Here is a 22,956-nt window from a genome sequence, read left to right on the forward strand (position 1 = left end):
CCGATAACGGGCATCCTGTTTTTATTTGTTATTTTTGGACATGATAAGCGCAGCAGGATGCAAAGCTAAATAAAGTAAATTCCGTAGTAAAAGCGTCTGCATAGAAGAATGGGAAGTGAAGAATACTATGGATAGAATTCGAGTTCCCACCAAATCCCGATCTAGCATACAAGATTTCATGCTCCTGTCGTATCTAATTACTGAGCGGAAAGTGAGGCATCTAGAGGTATGAAAGCAACTGGAATTGTCCGTCGGATAGATGATTTAGGGAGAGTTGTTATTCCCAAGGAAATACGACGCACACTACGCATTCGCGAAGGTGACCCTTTGGAAATTTTCGTGGATCGAGATGGTGAAGTGATTCTTAAGAAGTATTCACCGATTGGTGAACTTGGTGATTTTGCCAAGGAGTATGCGGAATCGTTATTTGAAAGTACGAATCATGTCGCCCTGATCTCAGATCGAGATAACATTATTGCGATGGCTGGGGGGTCCAAAAAAGACTATTTCGAAAAGTCGGTTGGATCGATCGTTGAATCCTGTATGGAAAATCGCAAAGCGATTCTGGAAAGCGGAAGTGGTCAATTTGAGCTTATCAAAGATACAAATGAAACATTTTCTTCTTTCGTAGCCGCTCCGATTGTAGCCGGTGGCGACCCTATTGGGTGTGTCATTTTGCTCTCCAAAGATGAGAATGTGAAAATGGGGAATATGGAAGTTAAGATGGTAGAGACAGCGGCTGGATTTTTGGCAAAGCAGATGGAGCAATGAAAGAAAAATAAGACATAAAGGCTTCCTTACCGAGATGCCCCCGCATCTGTAAGTGAAGCTTTTTTTGTCTGCTATGACTGATTTCGTTATAATATGTCTATATGCGTGAAGTCAAGGTAGAGGAGAAGTAAGATGGGGGACACCGACAAGGGGCATCAAGGTTATAAAGAGGGGCTCCAGAGGAATGTCGGTAAACAAGGTGCCAAGCTGTTAAGAGGTGCCGCTCTACTTGGGGCTGCCGCTATTCTCTCTAAACTATTGGGAACTCTGCAGAAGATTCCGCTGCAAAATGTAGCCGGTGATACGGCTTTTGGTATTTATAATGCGGTTTATCCGCTATATATTCTAATTTTGTTCGCGGCTACAGCCGGATTTCCGGTAGCTGTATCCAAGTTCGTAGCCGAACGAGCTATGGATGGTGATCATCAAGGGGCTAGACGTATTGTCCGTGTCTCAACAGCCATATTGTTGGGCTCCGGTTTTGTAGTGTTTGTTCTGTTGTACTTCGGAGCTAATGAGATTGCCAGTTGGATCGGTATTAGCCAGACAGAAAGGGCGATCCGAAGCGTATCCTTCGCACTGCTGCTATCCCCGATGCTCGCTGTCCTGCGCGGTTATTTCCAAGGGTATCAGAATATGGTGCCGACGGCTGTTTCACAAGTGATTGAACAGCTAATAAGGGTGATTACCATGGTTGCGCTGCTGCTCTATATGGTGGCATTAGCTTATGACGAGGAATGGATTGCTGCTGGGGCTACATTTGGCTCCGTGACAGGTGCTGCTGCTGGGTTGATCGTGATGTATGTTTATTGGCGGAAGGCGATGAGACAGGAGCGGGGATGGGAACGGGAGCAGGAGCAGGAGCAGGGAGTGAATGAAGAGGACTGGAGGCAGTCTGAGGATATAGAGGGACAGAGGCAGGATGTAATAAGTGAAGGTGACGGGCTGCTGTCGAAAGAACGGAATTGGCAGGAGTCAGATAATGGAAAGCGATTAGAGGACGGACTGTATCCTGACATGAACAGGCAATGGCCAAATGATGGAAAGCGAAAGGGAGGCATGATGCCGTCAAAGGAACTCTCCTCCTGGGAGTGGGCGAAACGCATTACGGCGTATGCGATTCCTGTTTGTTTGGGGGCTATCGTGGTTCCTTTGCTCACGCTTGTCGACACGTTTACCATGCCGCGACTTCTTGAGGCTGCGCAAGGAAGCGAGGGGGAGGCTATGCGGCAGTTCGGGCTGTATAACCGGGGGCTTCCTCTCGTTCAGCTCGTTGTCATGATCGCTTCCTCTATGTCCGCAGTACTTGTTCCAGCTCTTGCAGAAGCCAAGGCAAGAAGGCAGAACGAACTCATCCGCTTTAGGGCTGAGATGGCGATAAGGCTCTCTTGGCTTATTGGGCTTGGAGCCTCATTCGGCCTTGCCTTTGCAGCAGTGCCGATTAACGTGATGCTTTACAAAAGTAATGAGGCCAGCTGGACGATGGCTGTGCTGGCCTTCACGGCCTTGTTTAGTACGTTGAACGCTGTCTCAGCCAGCGTTCTCCAGGGTGCCGGCGCGATCCGCACGCCGGTGAAGGCCCTGCTCGTTGCCATCGTGCTGAAAGCACTCGGCAACGTGGTTTTGATGCCCCGCTGGGGCATCGACGGCGCCGCGCTGAGCGCGGTGATCGCCTATGCCGCTGCGGCGGGGCTGAATCTGGTGCAGCTGCGCCGCTGCACCGGGGCGCGCTTCGCGCTGCGGCCGTACGCTGTCAGTCCCACGCTTGCCGTGGGGCTGATGGGCGGCTGCCTCGCAGCGCTGCAGCTGCTGGCCATGCCCGCTGCGGCGGCATGGCACGTGCCTGAGCGATTGAGCGCTAGCGCAATCGCCTTGGTGTGTGTAGTCGGCGGCGCAGCCGTCTACGCGCTCGCGCTGCTGCGCAGCGGCAGCATCAGCCGCGAGGAGCTGCGGCTGATGCCGGAGCTGGACCGGAAGCTGGCGCCGGTCCTGGAGAAGCTATGGCCGGCGAAGGCATCCGCCGCCCCCCGCGACCGAGGCTAGAGATTGCCAATGGCCATGAGTGATTGCCAATCTTTTTCTATATTGAGGTGTCTTAAATCGAAAATCCATCGTCATATATGCTCACTTGAGGTTGCTGGATGAATTGAAGAATGAATTCATTCTCAGTTGAAGATGTTGTAGAAATTGCAACAATATCTGCCTAGATCCCGCCTCTTTCCCTCCGATGTTGCATAATGTACAACAATTTAGGACCTATACAGGCTATTTCGCAACAAATGGGTCCGAAATGTTGTACAAACTACAACTTGAACATGCCCAATGGCCTTTGGGAGTGGGAATTGTTGCAGAAAATACAACATTGGTAACCACGGATGCTCATTTACATGTACTAGCATGACTTTATAACCGAAAACTGGAGTTCACAACTTTGACTGACATGTAGAAGCCCCAGCAAACGGTTTAAGTGTCCTCATGCTTCCTCCCTGCAAATGTTCAAATAGTTTTTTCATACATATCGCAGTTAACCAACAATCAGGAGGTGTTTCCTAATGTCAACAACCAACCCGCAAATAACCGTCCTCGGACTCGGAACGGGAGACGAAGACCAGCTCACACTAGGTGTCTGGAAAAAGCTGCAGCTGGCCGCCAAGGAGCAAGCGGTGCTTTACCTGCGAACGAAAGATCATCCGATGGTTCAGATGCTGGATACGAATCAGATTCCTTACCAAACGTTCGACGAGAATTACTTAGCGCACCAAAGATTCGAACAAGTGTACGAATCGATCGCAGAGGCGCTCATTCAGTCAGCCAAGACGCAAGCTTTCGAGGTTATTTATGCAGTGCCAGGCCATCCGATGGTGGCGGAATACACGGTGCAGCTTCTGAAACAACGCTGTCCGTCCGAGGGCATCTCGCTCCAAATCATCGGTGGGGAGAGCTTTCTGGATCAAGCGTTTCTACGTTTCGGTTTTGATCCGATTGATGGATTTCAATTGCTTGACGCGACCAGCCTGAGCCGTTATACTCTTAATCCGCAGCTTCATACGGTTATTGGGCAAGTGTATGATAGTCTTACGGCATCAGATCTTAAGATTAGCCTCATGGATGCTTATTCGGATGATTACCGTGTTGTCGTTGGTCATTCCTTGGGTGTGGCAGGTGAGGAACAGGTTATCGAGGTCCCCCTGCATGAGCTCGATCATGTAAAGGGGTACGGCAATCTTTCCCTTGTCTGGGTGCCGAAGAGTGAAAAGGATGAAGATTATTACCGCACTTTTGGCCGATTGCATGAAATTGTTCAAATCCTGCGCAGCCCAGAAGGCTGCCCATGGGATCGTGAGCAGACGCATGCCAGCCTGCGCAAAAATCTCATCGAAGAAGCGTACGAGGTTCTTGAAACAATTGACGAGGACGATCCCGAGCACATGTGTGAGGAACTCGGCGATCTCCTTTTACAAGTGATGCTGCATGCGCAGATGGAAGAGGAAATTGGCACGTTCACCGTTTATGATGTCATCGCTACGTTGAATGAGAAACTCATCCGCCGTCACCCTCATGTATTCGGTGAGAACAAGGCTGAGGATGCCGACGAAGCTCTTGTGAACTGGAATGCCATGAAGGCGGAGGAGAAGCGTAAGAAGGGCATTGATGTCACGAAGCAATCTGTACTTGACGGGGTGCCGCGCGAGCTGCCAGGCCTCATGAAGGCGCTGAAGCTTCAGAAGAAGGCAGCGACAGTTGGTTTTGACTGGTCAGAGCTAGAAGATGTCCTGAATAAGGTGGAAGAAGAGCTAACCGAGCTTCGCGAAGCCATCGCTGATTCATCCGAAGCAGGGGCTCAAGATCGGCTCGAGGAGCTGGGCGACGTCCTTTTCTCCATCGTCAATGTCGCTAGATTCCTGAAGGTTGATCCGGAAGAGGCGATCGCACAGACGAACCGCAAATTCGTCCAAAGATTTTCATATATCGAAGATCAACTACGTTTAAGAGGGCTTTCTTTTGAACAAACTGAATTATCAGAGATGGAAAGTTTATGGCAGGAAGCAAAAAAAGTTGCAAAACTTCGGCAGGGATAGAAGGATTTTGCCGAAAAAAGCAGAATACTAAATTTGGTGTAAGGTTGAATATGGAAATATAAGATAGGGATCTTTGAACAAAGTTCAAAGTCTCTCAGCTTTGCAAAATGGCTACATAGTAGAAGACTAGATCTTCAAACATTTTTGGGAGGTAAAGAAACCACATGAACAAAACAGATTTGATCAACAACATTGCAGAAAAAAGCGGACTTACTAAGAAAGACGTTGAAGTTGTACTTAACGGATTCCTTGGTGAAGTAACGGACGCTCTTTCATCCGGAGATAAAGTTCAATTAATCGGTTTCGGAACTTTCGAAACTCGCAAACGTTCTGGTCGTACAGGCCGTAACCCGCAAACAGGCAACCCAATCGTGATCGCGGAATCCAATGTTCCTGCTTTCAAAGCAGGCAACAAGCTTAAAGACGCTGTAAAATAATGCGTATCGATAAGTTTCTCAAAGTATCTCGTCTCATCAAACGTCGCACCGTAGCGAAGGATGTGTCCGATCAAGGGCGTGTCTGGATTAACGGTAGAGACGCCAAAGCGAGTACACACGTGAAAGTCGGAGATGAGCTCTCTATTCAATTCGGTCAGAAAAAAGTGACGATTCGAGTGGAAGTTCTGTCAGAGTCAACCCGCAAGGAAGACGCTGCTCAGATGTACACGCTGCTTAAGGAAGAAGCTTTTCAATCCGAATAATCCTGCAAGTTGTGAAATAGCCTGAGATTCCTGAATAGGGGTCTTGGGCTATTTTTTATATTTAAATAACGGGTTTTGCATGGTTCTAAAAGAGGACATCCTCCCATATCGTAGTGGTAGATGAAGGAGGGGTACAGGCCATGATTGAACCCGTGAAAAACACGAATAAGCGGCAAGAAATTAAAATGCTGAATCGCAAGCTCTTGGAGATCTCCGGAGTTTTGAACGTAGAAAGCTTTGACAGTGAAGAGTTCCTCCTTGAAACGGAAATGGGCTACTTGATGATTAAAGGACAGAATTTGCACATCAAGAACTTAAGTTTGGAACAAGGGTTGGTCGCCATAGAAGGAATCATTCACGAATTAGCTTATGTGGATGGAAATACCCAGGAGAAATCCAAGGGGTTCCTTGGTAAGTTATTCAAGTGACCCTAAATGTTCAGTTCCATACGATCTTCATGATGTTTCTGAGCGGAATCGCCATAGGTGCGATCTTCGATGTGTTTCGTGTGCTCTCTGGCAAGCTGAGACTGCCGCGATGGACGATTCCGTTCATTGATATGGTTTATTGGATTGTGGCGACAATCCTCGTGTTCCGCCTGCTCATTTACAGTAATGAAGGACAAGTTCGTGTATTTATTTTTCTAGGGATGGGGATCGGTATATGTTTTTATTTCGCATTCCTCAGCACTTGGGTTATCCGGATTACGCTGCTTCTCATTCGAATTACGATTGCTATCTACCGTTTCATTGCTAAAACTGTCGAAATTATCCTGATTAAACCGATTATTGGCTTATATCGTCTAACTGTGATTATTTTGGGCTTTTTACTAGCTGTAGCTATATTCCTTTATAGAATTGTGCTACAATTGCTTTATCCTGTGTGGAGATTACTCATTTGGATGACTCGGCCTGTGCATAAATATTTTGTTATCCCTGTTTGGTTGAAGAAACTTAAGGGTAATATCATATTGATCTTACGCAGGTTATTCTCAAAGTAGGAGGCATTCCTATTCATGCATGCTAAAGCAACCGTTCCATCCAAGCGCAGCAACAGTGTAGGCTCGAAACGAAGACTGCGTTTTCTAATGATTTTTGTCCTATGTTTTATGAGCTGGGCTGTTGTGAACATCTGGGGGCAGTTCGCTAAGCTGCAAGAGAAGAGTAGTGTCGTAGCGAATATGGAGCAACAGCTTGTTGAGGCCAAGAAACTCAAAGAGCAAACAACGAAAGAAATCGCTCGACTTCATAATGACGAGTATTTGGATCAAATTATTCGTCGAGATTTTCATTATAGTAAAACCGGAGAGACGCCACTAAGTGTCTCAAAGTCGCAATAAAAATCAACAAGAAGAAGAGGCTGTTGCCGTGTTGACCGTGGTTTCTGCATCGGTTATAATCGGCGTAGCCAGTGTTTTCAACATTTTAAGGGAGGAACATTTTACTTTATGGCAATTGAAGTTGGCACCAAGTTAGAGGGTAGAGTGACGGGGATTACTCACTTTGGAGCATTCGTCGAGCTTGCTGAAGGAGTTACCGGTCTTGTTCACATTTCGGAGATCGCGGACAACTATGTGAAAGACGTTAATGACCATTTAAAGCTGGATGACAAAGTATTGGTCAAAGTGATTAACGTGGACAAGGATGGCAAGATCGGACTGTCGATCAAGCAGACGGTTGACAAGCCAGTTGAGGAAAGACCAGCTCGTCCTGAACGTACAGGTGGCAGCAGCTATCAAGGACGTCCAAGTGGAGATCGTCCAGGAGGCTACCAAGGTGGTCGTCCAAGTAGCGGCGGAGAACGTAGTGGTCCTCCAAGCGGTGGTCCCGGTGGTGGTGGCGGTCGTCCAGGTGGCGGCGGTGGCTTCAATCGAGGCGGTGGCGGTGGTGGTCGCGGCGGCTTTAACAAGCAGCAAGGCGGAGCTAGACCGTTTTCGTTCGAAGATAAAGTATCTCGGTTCCTTAAAGATAGTGAAGAGCGGATTTCGTCTTTGAAAAAGAACACCGAGTCCAAACGCGGTGGCCGAGGCGGAAGAAGAGATTAATAGATGCGGTAACGAACCACATTCGCTTAGGCGGGTGTGGTTTTTTTTATCCAAGCGTCAAATCGTTAAAATAACGTAAAGAACAATCGACATGGAATTACGGGTATCTCCCCCATACGCAGGGCGAAAGTTCGAGGCAATCAGACTTTTGGAAACGTTTTCGATACGGTAAAACGAGACTAGGCAAGGGCTGAGGCGTGGTGACAAGGCGAACGCGGCTTGTCGGAAATTTCTTTGAATCTATCAACTCATTCTGACAAACTTTCTGCTAGATTGTCTCTATACTAGAGAAACAAATAAGGAATGAATGGATGGTGTTCGAAAACATGCAGAGAAGAAGCTTAGGCACAGTGATTGGTGGCGGTTGGTCGGGATTGTGGCAGAAAGCGAAAACAGGCGCACATAGCGCTGCCGTGGAAAATCGATTCGTACAAGCCTTTGTAGCTAAGAAGTGGTCTTTACTGCTCATCGTGATGGCTTTCTTACTCGGTCGTGCGATGATTTTGGAACAGCTATCTCCGTTTGCGCTTGCGTTCATTGCTGTCATTTATTTTACAAGGAGAGATATTTTACACTGGGTAGGTGTCGCTGCATTTGCTGGAAGCCTATTCTCGCTGAGTTCGAATACCGGTTATCTAGTTACGGAGATCATCGTTTTCTTACTTATCCAAAAAGCTTTGGAGAAATTTGAACGCTCCGATATTTCCTTAGCACCGCTTCTTGTATTCAGCTCGACCTTGCTGGTTCAGCTCTTTGCAGAGCTTGTAGTCTCAAACTTAAGCTGGTATACGCTAATGATGGTTTCCGTTGAGGCACTGCTAAGTCTAGTGCTGACGCTAATTTTTATTCAAGCAATTCCTGTATTTACGCTTACCCGCAAGAACTACCATTTGAAGCATGAGGAAATTATATGTCTGATTATCTTGTTAGCTTCTGTGATGACAGGAACGGTGAGCTGGGTTGTGGGTCCAATCACCGTAGAACATGTGCTTTCTCGTTATTTAATACTATTATTTGCGCTGGTGGGAGGAGCGCCATTCGGAGCCTCGGTAGGTGTCATAACAGGATTAATCCTAAGTCTTGCGAATAGTAATGCGGTTTATCAAATGAGTTTACTGGCTTTCTCGGGGATGTTAGCAGGGCTTCTCAAGGATGGTAATCGATTGGCTGTTGCATTCGGAATGCTGCTCGGGTCATCGATACTTGCTTTCTATATGGGATCCGGGGCAGATGTGATCAACTCAACATGGGAGTCGCTTGCAGCTGTTGCACTCTTTCTGTTAACACCGCGGAGTTTGATTCTGACTCTTGCTAAATATGTGCCCGGCACGCAGGAGAATCTGAAATCCCAACAGGACTATGCGAAGCGGGTTCGGGATGTTACAGCAGGACGTGTGGAACAGTTCTCTGAAGTGTTCCGCCAGCTGGCGCGCAGCTTTAAGCAGTTGACGACGGATGATGCGGTGAGCCGCAAGGAGGAGGATGTTGGTCATTTCATGAATGCGGTTGCGCAGAAGGCTTGTGATTCCTGCTGGAAAAAGAGCCAGTGCTGGGATCAAAAATTTTACCAAACCTATACGTATATGACCGATATGATGACCCAAATTGAGATGAAGGAGAGTATGACGAAGAAGAATATTCCACCAGAGTGGAGGAAGGTATGTATACGCACGGATCAAGTGCTGGATGTGATGAAGCAGCAGTATAGCTTGTACAAGAATGATTTGCATTGGAAAAAGCAGATTATGGATAGCCGACATCTCGTAGCGGATCAGCTTTCGGGCGTGTCCCAAGTCATGGAGGACTTGGCCAAGGAGATTAAACGGGAAGGACAGGAGCTGTTCCTTCAAGAAGAGCAAATTCGTAATGCCCTGGAGGAGCTGGGCTTATCCATCCATACCATCGATATCATTTCCTTGGATGAAGGAAATATCGAGATTGAGATCATTCATCAATACACGAAGGGCTTCGATGAATGTCGGAAAATCATTGCGCCGCTCTTGAGCGAAATTATCGGCGAGAACGTCGCCGTCATGCGCGAGGAAATGCATGAGCGCGGCGAGGGCTACAGCACGGTCGTATTCGGCTCCGCCAAGGAATACGAGGTTGAGACCGGGGTCGCCGGCGCAGCCAAAGGCGGCGACCTCTTCTCGGGCGACAGCTTCTCCACGGTGGAGCTGGGCAATGGCAAGTATGCCGTGGCGCTAAGCGACGGCATGGGCAACGGCGAGCGCGCGCGTGCGGAGAGCCAGACGGCTCTGAGCATCCTCCAGCAGCTGCTGCAGTCAGGGATGGACGAGAAGCTGGCGATCAAGTCGCTGAACTCGGTGTTGATGCTGCGCTCTTCGGATGAGATGTACGCGACCGTAGATATGGCCTTGATCGACATGTACAGTGCAAACACAACGTTCATGAAGATTGGCTCTACCCCTAGCTTCATTAAGCGCGGAACGGAAGTGATTTCAATATCGGCGAATAACCTGCCAGTCGGCATCCTGAGTGAGATAGATGTTGATTTGGTCTCGATTCCGCTCCAATCGGGTGATATCCTTGTCATGATGACAGATGGGATCTACGATGCACCGGGACATGCGGTAAATAAAGAGATGTGGATGAAGCGGATGATACAGGAAATTGATACGACGATGCCGCAGGATTTTGCGGACTGCTTATTAGAAAGAATTTTCCGCCACCATCATGGCGAAATTCAAGATGATATGACCGTCGTTGTGGCACGAGTCGAGAAGAGGCAGCCTGAGTGGGCTACATTCCGCTGGCCAGGAATTACGCGAATGGAGCGTCCTAAGACGGTTAGCTAATGGAGGAATAGAAGCCATAACAGCTCATTTGCTGTTATGGCTTTTTATGTGCCGTTATTCCCTTAGGAGCATAGCGAGTGATGCTATTTCGAAACTAGTAAATTAATGCTCAATAAAGGTTGCGCTCAGAATTAGAAGCATGCTTAACTTATTAATATGTCTGGGTTGGCTGATGCTAAGCTTCCCTGGAGTGTCATTGAGAACCAAGAGAAAGGTGGCACCACTGATGATTAGAAAAGAGCTATCTCTGTTATTTATCGTTCTTGGGATTATCATTTTTCTCTATCCAACGTTAAACGATCGTTATGAGAGCTATCAGCAGAACAAAATTTTGAAACAATGGCAGGAAAATCTGCAGGATATGGATCAAACAGGCACTGTCCTCGAGGAGGAGGCAGATCCGGGCTTGGTCGTACCTTCTTCCAGTCCCGCAGCAGTGGAATCTCTGCCGACAAGCAGCCAGCTGAGCAGCCAACCAAGCCCCTTGGCCGTGAAAACGACACCGAAGCCTGTAACATTGCCGCAGAAGAATATAGAGGGTGTCCTCACTATCGATAAAATTGATCTGAAGCTCCCTATTCTAACAGATGCAACCGTGAATAATTTGAAGATTTCCGTCGCCAGCATAGCCAATACAGGCAAAGCAGGCGCTGTTGGTAATTATGCCATTGCGGGTCATCGAAACCTGACCTACGGAAAAAATTTTAATAGATTAGATGAAGTAACCGAAGGGGATTTCATAGAAGTGAATACAGGGAGCAAAACGTATATCTACAAAGTAGTGGACAAACAGTATGTCCTCCCAGAGGATGTTTGGGTGCTGAAGGGCAACGGCAAAGATCGGGAGATTACGCTAATAACTTGCCATCCAATGGAAAATCCGACTCATCGTATTGCGATCAAGGGAATCATGGTGCAGTCGAAGGAATAAAATGTAATATTTTGTCTATTCAGAGAGACAAGCCTATGTTAAGATTGCACTATAGTGATTATAGGGAGTCGGTGCGTTCCTCCGATAAAGGCAAATCTAGCGAAAACTAGAGACGCAAAACTAAAGGGCCTTCCTTAGCCGAACTAAGTTGGCAGCCAGTTACCGAAAGGGGATTTTTTTGTGTTTAAAAAGCCAATTATAAGAACGATCATGGCAACTTTTCTGTTTGCTCTTGCTCCGCAAGGGATATTTGCAGCTTCCAATCCTTCCGTGATTGATAAAGATGCTCTGAATAAAGGGATTATCTCGGTTCATTATTCAAACGATAAGAACTCCAAAGTTCTCGTGCGAATCATGAGAGAAAATGTTAAATATGATTACACCTTCGTAGAAGGGGATCAGTACCCTTTGCAGCTTGGAAACGGCCAGTATAAAGTGCTGATAGGTGAGTCCATTGGGGCTAATAAATATAAAGTTGTAGCGCAAGAACAAATCGATTTAGAAATGGAAGACGAGAATGCCGTATTTCTGCAGTCCATTCCGTTGATCGATTGGAACGATGAATCGAAGGCGGTCGTTGAGGCTAAGCAATTAGTTGGAGATAAAGAAAAAGATATCGACAAAATAAGAGCCATTTATGGATATATCACCACGCATTTTCAGTATGATTACGAGAAGGCCCAAACTGTAGCAGATAGTTATATACCTAATCTGGATACGGTCTATGCAGAGTCCAAGGGAATTTGTTATGACTTTGCAGCTACTTTTGCGGCTATGGCAAGAAGTGAGGGGATTCCAACCCGTCTGGTTATGGGATATGAAAGTCATGCGCCAGATACTTATCATGCGTGGAATCAAGTCTTCCTGAAGGAAAGTAAGGAATGGGTGACGATTGATACGACGTATGACGCTGTTCATATACAAGCCGGTGAAACGATAGATGTCATAAAAAATGATTCTAATTATCAGATATCCAGAATATATTAAGTGAAATGATGAAACCTGATCTCATAACTGAGAACAGGTTTTTTTGTGCTTTCCATGTTGAAAAACAATAAATCCCAATATTTACAATACATCTTGTATCATATATCATTGATAATGATACATTTTGTTTCAAAGTCATAAGAGGTAGCACACATAAATAATCTCTATAAAAAATTGATCCATGAATGGAGGTATGAAATGATGTTGAAGAAAAAGACGAGTGCGTTGCTGATTACTTTATTAATTTTTATGCAGAGTATTTACGGGATTGGCTTTATTACTAAGGCCAGTGCGAACACGATTTCAAACAATATTCTTGACAGCGTGACGATGGCTGTATATGACAGCGCAGGTCAAGTCGTGACCGGCAATGTTTACGAGCCAAACTCCACAATACAGCTTGACTATACGTGGTCTCTGCCTAACGGTCATGGGTACAAAGGTGGTGATACGTATACATTCACACTGCCGCAGCAATTTTTACTATTCAACGATATTCCTGGTGTTTTGGTCATGGGGCAGGACCAGATAGGAACTTTCCATGTTGATCAAGCTAGTCATCAAGCGGTGATCACTTTTAACAACTACATCGAAAGCCATGACAATGTACATGGCACGCTCACGTTCAGAACACATTTAGATACAAGTAAACTTACTGAAAGCACGACGGTAACGATTACCATTCCGATTCAATCTGGTGATCAGATTTTCACTCTTCATCTTAAACCTTCTGTCACTTCCACAATTGAAAAAAGAGGTGTATCTTCTGGATTTAATTCGAAAGATATTCATTGGACCGTGGATGTGAATAAGACGCTGGATTCTGTTCAGAACGCAGTGGTGACGGATCCTATCCCACCGGGTTTATCTGTTCCAGTTACTGTAGCAGTCTATGATCTAGGGGTTCACTTAGATGGAACTGTCGTACAAGGAGCATTAGTGGATGCCAGCAAGTATACAGTAACTAGAACAGGAGCAGATCTTTCTATTCGATTCGCGGAATCTCCTATTCACACGGCTTACCGCATTCAATATACGACGCCAATAACCGATTTTGACAAAGCAACCTTTGTGAATACGGCAACCTTCGGGGGAAGTAATAAAAACCCAGCTCAGACCTCTGCGACAGTCCATGTAACGCGTGGCAGCTCTTTGGATAAAATTGCGGAAAGCTATAGTCCCATTACGCAGATTATTAATTGGGGAATCAAATATAATTATAATGAAAGGACTATTGCCCAATCAGCAGCATTCCTAAAAGATTTATTCAATGATACACAAGAAATAGTTGCAGGATCCCTTCATATCTATCCAGTAACGTTCAATCCAAGTGGCAATGAGACACTGGGAAGTGAATTGCCGAGTGGGGAGTACACCATTACAACGGAAGCAGCTGCTGGCAAGAAAGGATTTAAACTGCAATTTAATCATAATATTTCATCGGCATATAAAATTAATTATCAGACCAAGGCAAGTAGTCCAGTTTTGAAAAATATGATCATAACGAATAGCGTTACGTCCGGCAGCGGAGAAAGTGATTCAGCATCTCGGCCTGTTGAACAGGGGGCTGTTTACAAGTATCCTGGAACCGCAGATTACAACGCCAAAACCGTAGCTTGGAATATTATCATCAATAGAGACAGTCAAGTAATGAAAAATATGGTTGTGACCGATACTTTTTCAAATAAAGGACTGCGTTTTATACCCAGTTCAATAGTCATTAAAAAAGGAAATGTGGTCTTGCCGTCGACGGATTATATCCTCAATAGTGTCGAAGATGAAGGGTTCACAGTGAAATTCAAGAATACGATCTCAGAACCTCTTTCGATTACTTACACAACATATTTTAATATAGATTTGATTAGCCCACCGGGGAATGCAAATTTTATTAATTCAGCTAAGGTGGATTGGGTCGATAGCGCTAATGCAGGAAAGTCGCAAACGGCAATAGCAACATTTATCCCAAGAGATGAAGTGAAGAACAATGGGTTTAAATACGGTGCTTACAACGCTGTTACTAAAGAACTCACATGGACAGTGGGAGTCAACTATAACGGAAAAACTATTACAAATGCTAGTGTTCAAGATACGTTAGAGTCCAATCAAAAGTTTACCAACGATTCGTTAAAAGTATATAAGATGAACATCCCGCCAAATGGTATCCCTTTAGCCCCAACTCCAGCAGATGAAATAGACCTTTCGAAATATAAATACACAGTGGATAGCCAAAACAAGCTAGTTATTCTTTTTCAACAAGCCATTTCAGAACCTTATTACATCGTTTTTAAAACGAGTCTGCAAGGTCAACTGATTAACAGCACGGTTACTAATACGGCTAGAGCATTCAACGGAACTGAGCCAGTTACAAACAATCTCAGCGCGACCCTGCCCATTCCTAAAGGTGGAGAATATGTGACTAAAAGTGGAGGGCAAAGCGGAGATAAAATAAACTGGACAGTCCAAATTAATTATGGTCAATCTACGTTGAACGATGCAAAAATCATCGATATACCGTCAATAAATCAACAATTATTGCCAAATTCATTCCATTTATTTGCAACAACCGTGACTAGTAACGGGAATGTCATGAAGGGATCAGAATTAACGAAGGACGTGGTCTACACACTAGTTATTAAAACGGATACTCAAGGTAAACAAACCTTTGAGCTGAGTTTTGTCAATCCGATAACAACTGCGTACATTTTGGAATATCAATCGTTAATTAGGGCCAGCGATCACGAAACGGTTACCAATAGAATTACACTTAGCGGCACGAACGTGACCACTATTATGAAAGAAACGACCAAGGAAATCGTAGTAGGTGTTTCGGACGGATCTGGCACCGGTAGCGGTGTTCGAGGGTCATTGACGGTTAACAAAATTGACTCTGCAAATAACACCTTAATGCTCAGCGGCGCAATCTTTGAACTGTATCGCAAATCAGGTGATAAGAAGACTTTAATCAACACGTTAACAACAGATGAAACAGGTTCGGTTGTCTTTAATAATCTGCTTGCAGGTGATTATGTAGTGAGTGAAATAACAGCTCCTCTGGGGTACGTATTAAATAGAGAGGATAATCCGATAACCCTTCATCCAGGAGATGAACTTCATATCAATGTGATCAACACGAAGACAACTGAAACACCACCGCCAACGACACCAACACCACCGCCAACGACACCAACACCACCGCCAACGACACCAACACCACCGCCACCAACGTCAACACCAAGTGCAACGCCACCACCACCAACGTCAACACCAAGCCCGACACCAAGTGCACCGCCAACGCCGGCTATAACACCAACACCCAGCGTAACGCCACCACCGCCAACGGTTCCTACACCTTCGACGAATCCGGACATACCGATTGATACTGATAATGATGTACCCTTAGGGGGAATCCCTCCTATCACTAAACCAGAGACCCTCCCAACGACAGGAGAATCTAGCCATCTATACGTGGAAATTGCAGGTATCACTCTAATCCTTCTAGGTCTTATCCTAAGAAGGAGATTCACTAAATAAAACTTCAATCTTGAGACAGTCTGCCATTACCATGGGGCGGGCTGTCTTTTTATTTCGCTTAGTTTACTCGTGATTAGACTCTCTCTTAAATGGAAAAACTAGGAGGAGAACTACTAGAGAGCTAATCTTTTCTTGAGCCAGGGAGGCAAATATCATGATGAAGCAAATTCTTTTAATTACAGACGGATGTTCCAATGTAGGGGTAAGTCCGGTAATAGCAGCAGCACAAGCACATACCGAAGGCGTTACTGTGAATGTCATCGGCGTGATTGACCATGGTGAGCTAGGGGTGTTAGGCACCGAGGAGATTCAAGAGATTGCTGCGGCAGGCGGCGGGATGAGTCGAATCGTGAATTCAGGCCAACTTTCCCAGACGGTTCAGATGATGACGCGCAAAACGGTAACCACAACGATTCAGCATGCAGTAGGCAAGGAGTTACAAAGTATTCTAGGCTTTAATCAATTAGAGCAGTTACCTCCAGATAAGCGCGCGGAAGTGGTTCAAGTGATCGATACCATGAGTGAAACTACTTCACTCCGCGTAGCTCTTTTAATAGATGCCAGTGCTAGTATGAAGCCTAAACATGCAGCTGTGCGTGAAGCGATTCATGATCTGTTGCTTAGTCTTAGAGCCCGCAGCGGCAAGAGTGAGCTGGCTGTTTTCCACTTTCCTTCGACCAAAACGAGAGATCAGGAACTAGAAATGGATCTCAGTTGGACGAATCAACTTGCAAATTTAGACAAGATGTTCTATAAAATAAACATGAAGGGTACAACTCCGACAGGTCCAGCGTTACTGCAAACTTTGCAGTTCATAACGGAGAAGCCTATCTTACCAAAGACCGAGGATGGGATGCTGAGTGACTACGTGGTATGATGACGCCTTCCGTCCAGGGGCAGAAATCCAAGGGAAATGGAACGGCCGGACGTATGTGGTCGAACGTTTATTAGGTGCTGGTTCCAACGGTGTAGTGGCTCTCGTACGAAGAGGAACAGCTAGATTTGCGCTTAAGGCAGGCCATGAGACGGTTGATCATCAATCGGAGATTAATTCCTTGCTTGCTATTTCGCTGACAGAAACCTCGTTCAAGAATTTTTTAATAGATGCCGATGATATGTCAATAAAGGGGAAAGAAGTCTCCTTCTATGTCATGCGATATATTGAGGGAATGACGATTTCTAATTTTATACATAAACGTGGTCAGGATTGGATTTATGTGATTGGTTCTAACCTGCTTCGAAAGTTAACGGAAGTTCATAAGAGCGGCTACGTTTTTGGTGATCTGAAGGTCGAGAATATGATCGTTTCCAATTATGGCGATGTGGATCTCATTGATTTTGGGGGTGTGACTCCTAAAGGCAGAGCAATTAAACAGCTAACTGAAGTGTATGACCGCGGCTTTTGGAATATGGGGGAGCGGGTTGCGGAAGAAAGCTATGATTTATTTTCATTTGCCATTTTACTATTAAAATCGCTCGATCAACGCAAACGCTTCACTGGTTTAGCCAAGACGCTTCCTCAAAACCGAGATCTAGATCAACTCACAGCCATTATGCATGAAAATTCAGTTGCCGCCCATATCGCGCCATTTCTTCATAAAGCCTTGAATAGTGAGTTTAGTTCTTCGCAAGAAGCCTATCAGTACTGGAGAACGTTGGTCTCTGGTAAGAAGATTACGCAGTCAACACTCCAAATGCCATGGCTGAAAATATGCTTCGCCGCTTCCATTTTTATTTTTGGGGCAACACTCTATATGTACTGGTAGCATGATGGGAAGTGCAGGAATAGAAAGGAATACCCGATGGAAATCGATCTTGTTGCCAAGGTAGAACAACGTATTATCGAAGAAAAACTCGTCGAACCAGGAGATGTGGTGGTCGTTGCGGTTTCAGGAGGGCCTGATTCCGTGGGGCTGCTTCATGTCCTTTTTGCCCTTGCTGAGCGTTATAGCTGGAAACTCGTTGTTGCGCATGTGAATCATCAATTCCGCGGTGCGGAATCGGATGCGGAAGCCACTTTCGTAGGGAAGCTTGCAGATGACTTAGGGCTTCCATGCGAAATCGGCGTCATTGATGTGCCAGCATTTATAGAGGAAACATCACTCAATGGGCAAGCCGCGGCACGTGAGAAGCGCTACGAATTTCTACATCAGATCGCAGCGAAATACGGCGCTATACGTATAGCCTTCGCTCATCATGCGGATGATCAAGCCGAAACCGTCTTGATGCGGATTCTGAGAGGGACAGGCCCTTCAGGCCTGGTTGGCATGCCGGAACGCAGGCGCGAAAAAAAAGTGGAACTGATTCGTCCGTTTTTACGTATATACAAAGCAGATATTGTGAATTATTGCGCTCAGCATGAAATGACGTATTGTAAGGATAGCAGCAATGAGCTGCGGAAGTATTTTCGCAATCAGATTCGGCTTGATGTGATGCCGATGCTGAAGCAGTATAATGAACAACTTCCAGAGTCACTGAATCGATTAACAGATTTGATGCGAGCTGAGGATGATTATTTGGCCAAAGAAGCCGAGCAGGTTTTTCACCGAATAACAACTTTCAAGCAAGCTTACTGCCGCATCGAAAGACGTGATTTCACTGAGCTGCACGTTGCTTTACAAAGGCGTTTGATTAAATTAATATTAAACTGTCTTTGTTTGGAAAGAGATCGGTTGGATTTTACACGAATTGAAAGTATGCGTGAGTTGATTTTACAGGATCAGGTTTCTAATCAAGTCCTTCAGGTGGATGAACAGGTTTATATTGTGAGAGAATATGAATCTATTCAATTTCAGACCTTCGCTCCTTCTCCGAAGCCTTATGCTTATGAGGTTGGAGTAGATACAAGCGAGCTGAGCCTGCCGGAAGTGGAAGCCAAACTGATCTGCTCATGGGTGCCGACTAATTCGAAGGAGACAGCTGCTAATTTCTCATCTGCAACGGACGTGTTTTTGGATCTGGATCAACTTAACTTGCCGCTAGTTGTAAGGAGCCGCAGGTCAGGAGATCGGTTTGAGCCGCATGGTTTAAACGGATCCAAAAAAGTAAAGGATATGTTCATTGATGCCAAAATGCCGCTAAGCCGGCGTGATGTCATTCCACTGCTGGTCGATGCTTCCGGGCAAATTCTTTGGATTGCTGGCTTTCGTAGGTCCAAGCACGCTCTGGTTGGACCAGATACAGTACGTGTACTTCATATGAAGCTAGTGCTGAAGTAATATGCGTAAATTTCGTTCTTCTAGAATGTAAATTTATAAGGATTCATAATATAAAACTAGGGGGTTCATCCTTGTACAGCGACATTCAAGAAGTTCTTTACAGTGAAGAACAGATTCAAGGCAAGATCAAAGAATTAGGGGAGAAACTCTCCATTGATTACGAAGGTAAGAACCCATTGGTTATCTGTGTGCTTAAGGGAGCTTTCATTTTCATGGCTGATCTTGTGAAGCAAATCAGAGTACCATTGGAACTCGATTTCATGGCTGTATCCAGCTATGGTCAATCCACGAAATCTTCTGGTGTTGTCAAGATTATTAAAGATCTTGATGTTCCCGTAGAAGGACGTCATATTCTTATCGTGGAGGACATTATCGATAGCGGTTTAACGCTGAGTTATCTGATAGATGTGCTAGAGCGACGCAATGCTAAGACGATTTCGGTCGTTGCGCTGTTTAATAAACCGGCACGCAGAACTGTGGATCTCGAACCTGAATATGCAGGTTATGTGCTTCCAGATGAGTTCGTAGTCGGATATGGTCTGGATTATGCAGAGAAGTATCGCAACCTTCCATTTATCGGCATATTGAAACCAGAGATCTACAGTAGCTAATGTCACTTCCCGCAGACTCATCAGCGCTGTTATGTTGTAGTGCTTTACCGGGATGTGGTAAAATAATAAACGTGTGCCGTTTGAGAGGAGGCTCGGGATGAATCGAATTATCCGGAATACCGGCTTTTATTTACTTATATTTTTGGTTACTGTAGGTATCGTCCATTTCATTAGTACCCAAAACGAGCAAAAGGAGTTAATTACTTACGATAAATTCCGCCAAGCGGTGGTTAACAAAAATGTGGAATCCGTGACCTTGAAGTTTGATGGATACACATATTTGATTAAAGGTAAGTACATTAACCCACCAAGTGGTGCTGATAAGAAGAGCTTCGAGACCCATGCTCCGTTCGAGCCTATGGTCGTTCAGCTGATCGAAGCGAATGGCGTTCCATCGGAAACGTACGAGACTATGGAACGGGATAGCGTTTGGATTAGCTTCCTAACTTCCATCATCCCATTCGTCATTATCTTCATCTTGTTTTTCTTCCTGTTAAATCAGGCTCAAGGTGGCGGCGGCAAAGTGATGAACTTCGGCAAAAGCCGTGCCCGCTTATATAATGAGGAGAAAAAACGCGTCACATTTGAAGACGTGGCAGGTGCAGACGAAGAGAAGCAAGAATTGATCGAAGTTGTGGAATTCCTCAAAGATCCACGGAAATTCGCAGCAGTCGGTGCTAGAATTCCCAAAGGGGTTCTGCTCAATGGTCCTCCGGGAACCGGTAAAACCCTTCTTGCGCGAGCTGTCGCTGGTGAAGCAGGCGTACCATTCTTCAGTATTTCAGGTTCTGACTTCGTTGAGATGTTCGTCGGTGTCGGTGCTTCCCGTGTTCGTGACTTGTTCGAGAACGCGAAGAAAAACTCACCTTGTATCATTTTTATCGATGAGATTGATGCTGTAGGTCGTCAACGTGGCGCTGGTTTAGGCGGCGGACATGACGAGCGTGAACAAACGCTCAATCAATTGTTAGTAGAAATGGACGGCTTTGGCGCGAACGAAGGTATCATTATCGTTGCAGCGACTAACCGCCCAGATATCCTTGACCCAGCCTTGTTGCGTCCAGGTCGTTTCGACCGTCAAATCACGGTAGATCGTCCAGACATCAAAGGCCGCGAAGCTGTACTGAAAGTACATGCCCGCAACAAACCACTTGCCAAAGACGTGAAGCTTGACGCCCTGTCTCGTTACACAACTGGATTCACAGGTGCTGATCTCGAGAATCTATTGAACGAAGCAGCTTTAATTGCTGCCCGTCGTAACCGTAAAGATATTTCGATGGCTGAAGTCGAAGAAGCCTTTGACCGTATTATTGTAGGTACGCAGAAGAAAAGCCGGATTATCAGCGAAGCTGAGAAACGCATTGTTGCTTATCATGAAGCCGGACACGCGATCATTGGTTATTACGCCGAGAATGCTGATATGGTGCACAAAGTTACGATCGTTCCGCGCGGACGCGCTGGCGGTTATGTCATGATGCTGCCCAAAGAAGGCGAAGATCGCATGATGCAGACGAAGAATGAATTGCTGGATAAAGTAACAGGACTCCTAGGAGGCCGTGTTTCCGAAGAACTATTTATCGGAGAAATAGGCACTGGGGCTTATAGTGACTTCCAGAAAGCAACCGGTATTGTTCGTCGCATGATTATGGAATATGGTATGAGCGATAAGCTTGGACCAATGCAGTTCGGCAGCTCGCAAGGCCAAGTGTTCTTAGGCCGCGATATCGGGCATGAGCAAAACTACAGTGATGCGATTGCTTATGAGATTGATCAAGAGATGCAAAACTTTATTCGCACTTGTTATGATCGTGCTCGTGCGATGCTTACGGAGCATGCGGATCAGATTCATCTCGTAGCCAAAACACTGCTTGAGAAAGAAACACTCGATAAAGACGAAATCATCGAGCTTCTAGAGAAAGGCAAATTGAATGCAAGCGCGGATGACGAAGAGGTCAAAGTGAACATTCAAGGGCAAAGCCAATCTAGCGAAAGCAATAAATTGGAGTTAAACAAAGATAAAGATTCCAATTCGGATCATTCCGAAGAGTAACAAGCATTAGCAACTCGTAAATCCGGTGTACACGTCAGGTGTACCCGGATTTTCTGGTTTTTTCGGCATATTTGCGCATTGACAGGGGATGTGAGAATGTGTAAATTAGTTGTAAATCTCTAATTTTATTACGATTAGAACATACTATTGTTAATCCTATTTTTAGATAGACAAGAAGTACATTTTACGTCCCAGACAGGGGAGGAAGCACCATGGAAGCTCTAGCATTAGAACGCAAAGCGGAGCAGAACCGCGAACTCAAGGAACGGTTGCTGCAGCTAAAGAAAGAACGGAATGCTATTATTCTTGCTCATTATTATCAACGTGACGAAGTTCAAGAGGTTGCCGATTTCCGGGGGGATTCCTTTCTGCTTGCGCAGAAGGCAGCGCAAACCGATGCTGATGTGATTGTTTTCTGTGGCGTACATTTCATGGGGGAAAGTGCTAAGATTCTTGCTCCTAACAAAACAGTCATTATTCCTGACGAGCGTGCAGGCTGCCCGATGGCGGATATGGTGAATGTAGAGGGTCTACGCGCTTTGAAACGCCAGCATCCTAATGCTAAAGTTGTTGCTTACATTAATACATCTGCTGATGTGAAATCAGAAACAGATATTTGCTGTACTTCGGCAAATGCCATCAATGTTATTAATTCCGTCGATTCAGATGAGATCATCTGGGTGCCGGATAAAAATTTGGGCGACTATGTATCAAAATTCACAAGCAAAAAAGTGATCATCTGGGAAGGCTATTGCAATACGCATGATATGCTAACTGTTAAAGATGTGGAAGAAATGAGAGCCCAATACCCGAATGCTCAGTTTGTTGTTCATCCAGAATGTCGTCCAGAAGTTGTTAAACTGGGAGATTTCGTAGGTAGTACGACAGCGATTATCAAATATTGCAAAGAGTCTGATTGCAAAGAGTTTATCGTTGGAACGGAAGATGGAACGGGCTATCAGCTTCGTCTGGACAGTCCTGATAAACAGTTCCATTTTGCAACCAAATACTTGGTATGCCCGAATATGAAAGTAAACAATTTGAAGAAAATTGTGAAATGTCTTGAAACGATGCAACCAGAGATTTATGTGCCAGAAGATGTAGCCAATAAAGCAAGATTGTCCTTAGAGCGCATGTTACAAGTAAAGTAGCATGCGCTACTCTCTTGTTTAATAGGCAGGGTACCCTCGCGAAGCATTCCTATATTCGAGTAAT

The 22,956-nt window shown here is 45.4% G+C and carries 19 protein-coding genes and 1 riboswitch; all 19 genes read left to right on the plus strand.

What is annotated here, in order from left to right:
• Positions 1-228 precede the first annotated feature (228 nt).
• The 19 genes from spoVT (at position 229) to nadA (ending at position 22,892) form a co-directional block, all read left to right on the plus strand.
• The gene (gene spoVT, locus ASG85_RS20940; protein ID WP_057303827.1) at positions 229-771 is read left to right on the plus strand and encodes a stage V sporulation protein T; all 543 of its coding nucleotides are present in this window, start codon (positions 229-231) and stop codon (positions 769-771) included.
• A 132-nt stretch (positions 772-903) separates the two neighbouring features.
• Positions 904-2,814: a polysaccharide biosynthesis protein gene (locus tag ASG85_RS38640; protein ID WP_060647660.1), complete on the plus strand. Its 1,911-nt coding sequence runs from the start codon at positions 904-906 to the stop codon at positions 2,812-2,814.
• 509 nt (positions 2,815-3,323) lie between these two features.
• Positions 3,324-4,850 carry a nucleoside triphosphate pyrophosphohydrolase gene (mazG, locus tag ASG85_RS20950; RefSeq protein ID WP_057303829.1) on the plus strand — a complete coding sequence of 509 codons (1,527 nt, stop codon included), beginning with the start codon at positions 3,324-3,326 and terminating at the stop codon, positions 4,848-4,850.
• Between the two features lie 164 nt (positions 4,851-5,014).
• Positions 5,015-5,287, plus strand: a complete 273-nt coding sequence (locus ASG85_RS20955) for an HU family DNA-binding protein (protein WP_029197991.1) — start codon at positions 5,015-5,017, stop codon at positions 5,285-5,287.
• Positions 5,287-5,550: an RNA-binding S4 domain-containing protein gene (locus ASG85_RS20960; protein ID WP_029197990.1), complete on the plus strand. Its 264-nt coding sequence runs from the start codon at positions 5,287-5,289 to the stop codon at positions 5,548-5,550. The genes ASG85_RS20955 and ASG85_RS20960 overlap by 1 nt, the downstream gene beginning before the upstream one ends.
• 140 nt (positions 5,551-5,690) lie before the next feature.
• The gene (gene yabP, locus ASG85_RS20965) at positions 5,691-5,978 is read left to right on the plus strand and encodes a sporulation protein YabP (protein WP_029197777.1); all 288 of its coding nucleotides are present in this window, start codon (positions 5,691-5,693) and stop codon (positions 5,976-5,978) included.
• Complete coding sequence (yabQ, locus tag ASG85_RS20970) at positions 5,975-6,550, plus strand: spore cortex biosynthesis protein YabQ (protein WP_060647661.1); 576 nt, start codon at positions 5,975-5,977, stop codon at positions 6,548-6,550. The genes yabP and yabQ overlap by 4 nt, the downstream gene beginning before the upstream one ends.
• Positions 6,551-6,565: 15 nt before the next feature.
• Positions 6,566-6,889: an FtsB family cell division protein gene (locus ASG85_RS20975; RefSeq protein ID WP_060647662.1), complete on the plus strand. Its 324-nt coding sequence runs from the start codon at positions 6,566-6,568 to the stop codon at positions 6,887-6,889.
• A 108-nt stretch (positions 6,890-6,997) separates the two neighbouring features.
• On the plus strand, positions 6,998-7,594 hold the full coding sequence (locus tag ASG85_RS20980) for a S1 domain-containing RNA-binding protein (protein WP_056833811.1): 597 nt from the start codon (positions 6,998-7,000) through the stop codon (positions 7,592-7,594).
• 326 nt (positions 7,595-7,920) lie between these two features.
• Positions 7,921-10,413 carry a stage II sporulation protein E gene (spoIIE, locus tag ASG85_RS20985; protein WP_057303852.1) on the plus strand — a complete coding sequence of 831 codons (2,493 nt, stop codon included), beginning with the start codon at positions 7,921-7,923 and terminating at the stop codon, positions 10,411-10,413.
• 226 nt (positions 10,414-10,639) lie between these two features.
• A complete protein-coding gene (locus tag ASG85_RS20990; RefSeq protein ID WP_060647663.1) occupies positions 10,640-11,344 on the plus strand; it encodes a class D sortase in 705 nt (234 codons plus the stop codon).
• A 79-nt stretch (positions 11,345-11,423) separates the two neighbouring features.
• Positions 11,424-11,511: riboswitch (cyclic di-GMP riboswitch) on the plus strand.
• Positions 11,512-11,524: 13 nt separating this feature from the next.
• Entirely contained in the window at positions 11,525-12,331 is an 807-nt protein-coding gene (locus ASG85_RS20995; protein ID WP_060647664.1) for a transglutaminase-like domain-containing protein, read from the plus strand.
• A gap of 198 nt (positions 12,332-12,529) precedes the next feature.
• Positions 12,530-15,862, plus strand: coding sequence for a collagen binding domain-containing protein (locus tag ASG85_RS21000; protein WP_082588170.1), 3,333 nt, complete (start codon positions 12,530-12,532; stop codon positions 15,860-15,862).
• 157 nt (positions 15,863-16,019) lie between these two features.
• Positions 16,020-16,739, plus strand: coding sequence for a vWA domain-containing protein (locus ASG85_RS21005; RefSeq protein WP_057303853.1), 720 nt, complete (start codon positions 16,020-16,022; stop codon positions 16,737-16,739).
• The gene (locus tag ASG85_RS21010) at positions 16,723-17,628 is read left to right on the plus strand and encodes a protein kinase domain-containing protein (protein WP_060647666.1); all 906 of its coding nucleotides are present in this window, start codon (positions 16,723-16,725) and stop codon (positions 17,626-17,628) included. The genes ASG85_RS21005 and ASG85_RS21010 overlap by 17 nt, the downstream gene beginning before the upstream one ends.
• 36 nt (positions 17,629-17,664) lie before the next feature.
• Positions 17,665-19,080 (plus strand): tRNA lysidine(34) synthetase TilS, encoded by a 1,416-nt coding sequence (gene tilS / locus ASG85_RS21015; protein ID WP_060647667.1) that lies wholly within the window; start codon positions 17,665-17,667, stop codon positions 19,078-19,080.
• Between the two features lie 71 nt (positions 19,081-19,151).
• Entirely contained in the window at positions 19,152-19,691 is a 540-nt protein-coding gene (gene hpt, locus ASG85_RS21020) for a hypoxanthine phosphoribosyltransferase (protein ID WP_029197788.1), read from the plus strand.
• 97 nt (positions 19,692-19,788) lie between these two features.
• A complete protein-coding gene (gene ftsH / locus ASG85_RS21025; RefSeq protein ID WP_057303837.1) occupies positions 19,789-21,741 on the plus strand; it encodes an ATP-dependent zinc metalloprotease FtsH in 1,953 nt (650 codons plus the stop codon).
• Positions 21,742-21,953: 212 nt separating this feature from the next.
• Complete coding sequence (nadA, locus tag ASG85_RS21030) at positions 21,954-22,892, plus strand: quinolinate synthase NadA (protein ID WP_057303838.1); 939 nt, start codon at positions 21,954-21,956, stop codon at positions 22,890-22,892.
• Positions 22,893-22,956: the final 64 nt, after the last annotated feature.

The sequence above is a fragment of the Paenibacillus sp. Soil724D2 genome, assembly GCF_001427935.1.
In the GTDB taxonomy this organism is placed as follows: domain Bacteria; phylum Bacillota; class Bacilli; order Paenibacillales; family NBRC-103111; genus Paenibacillus_E.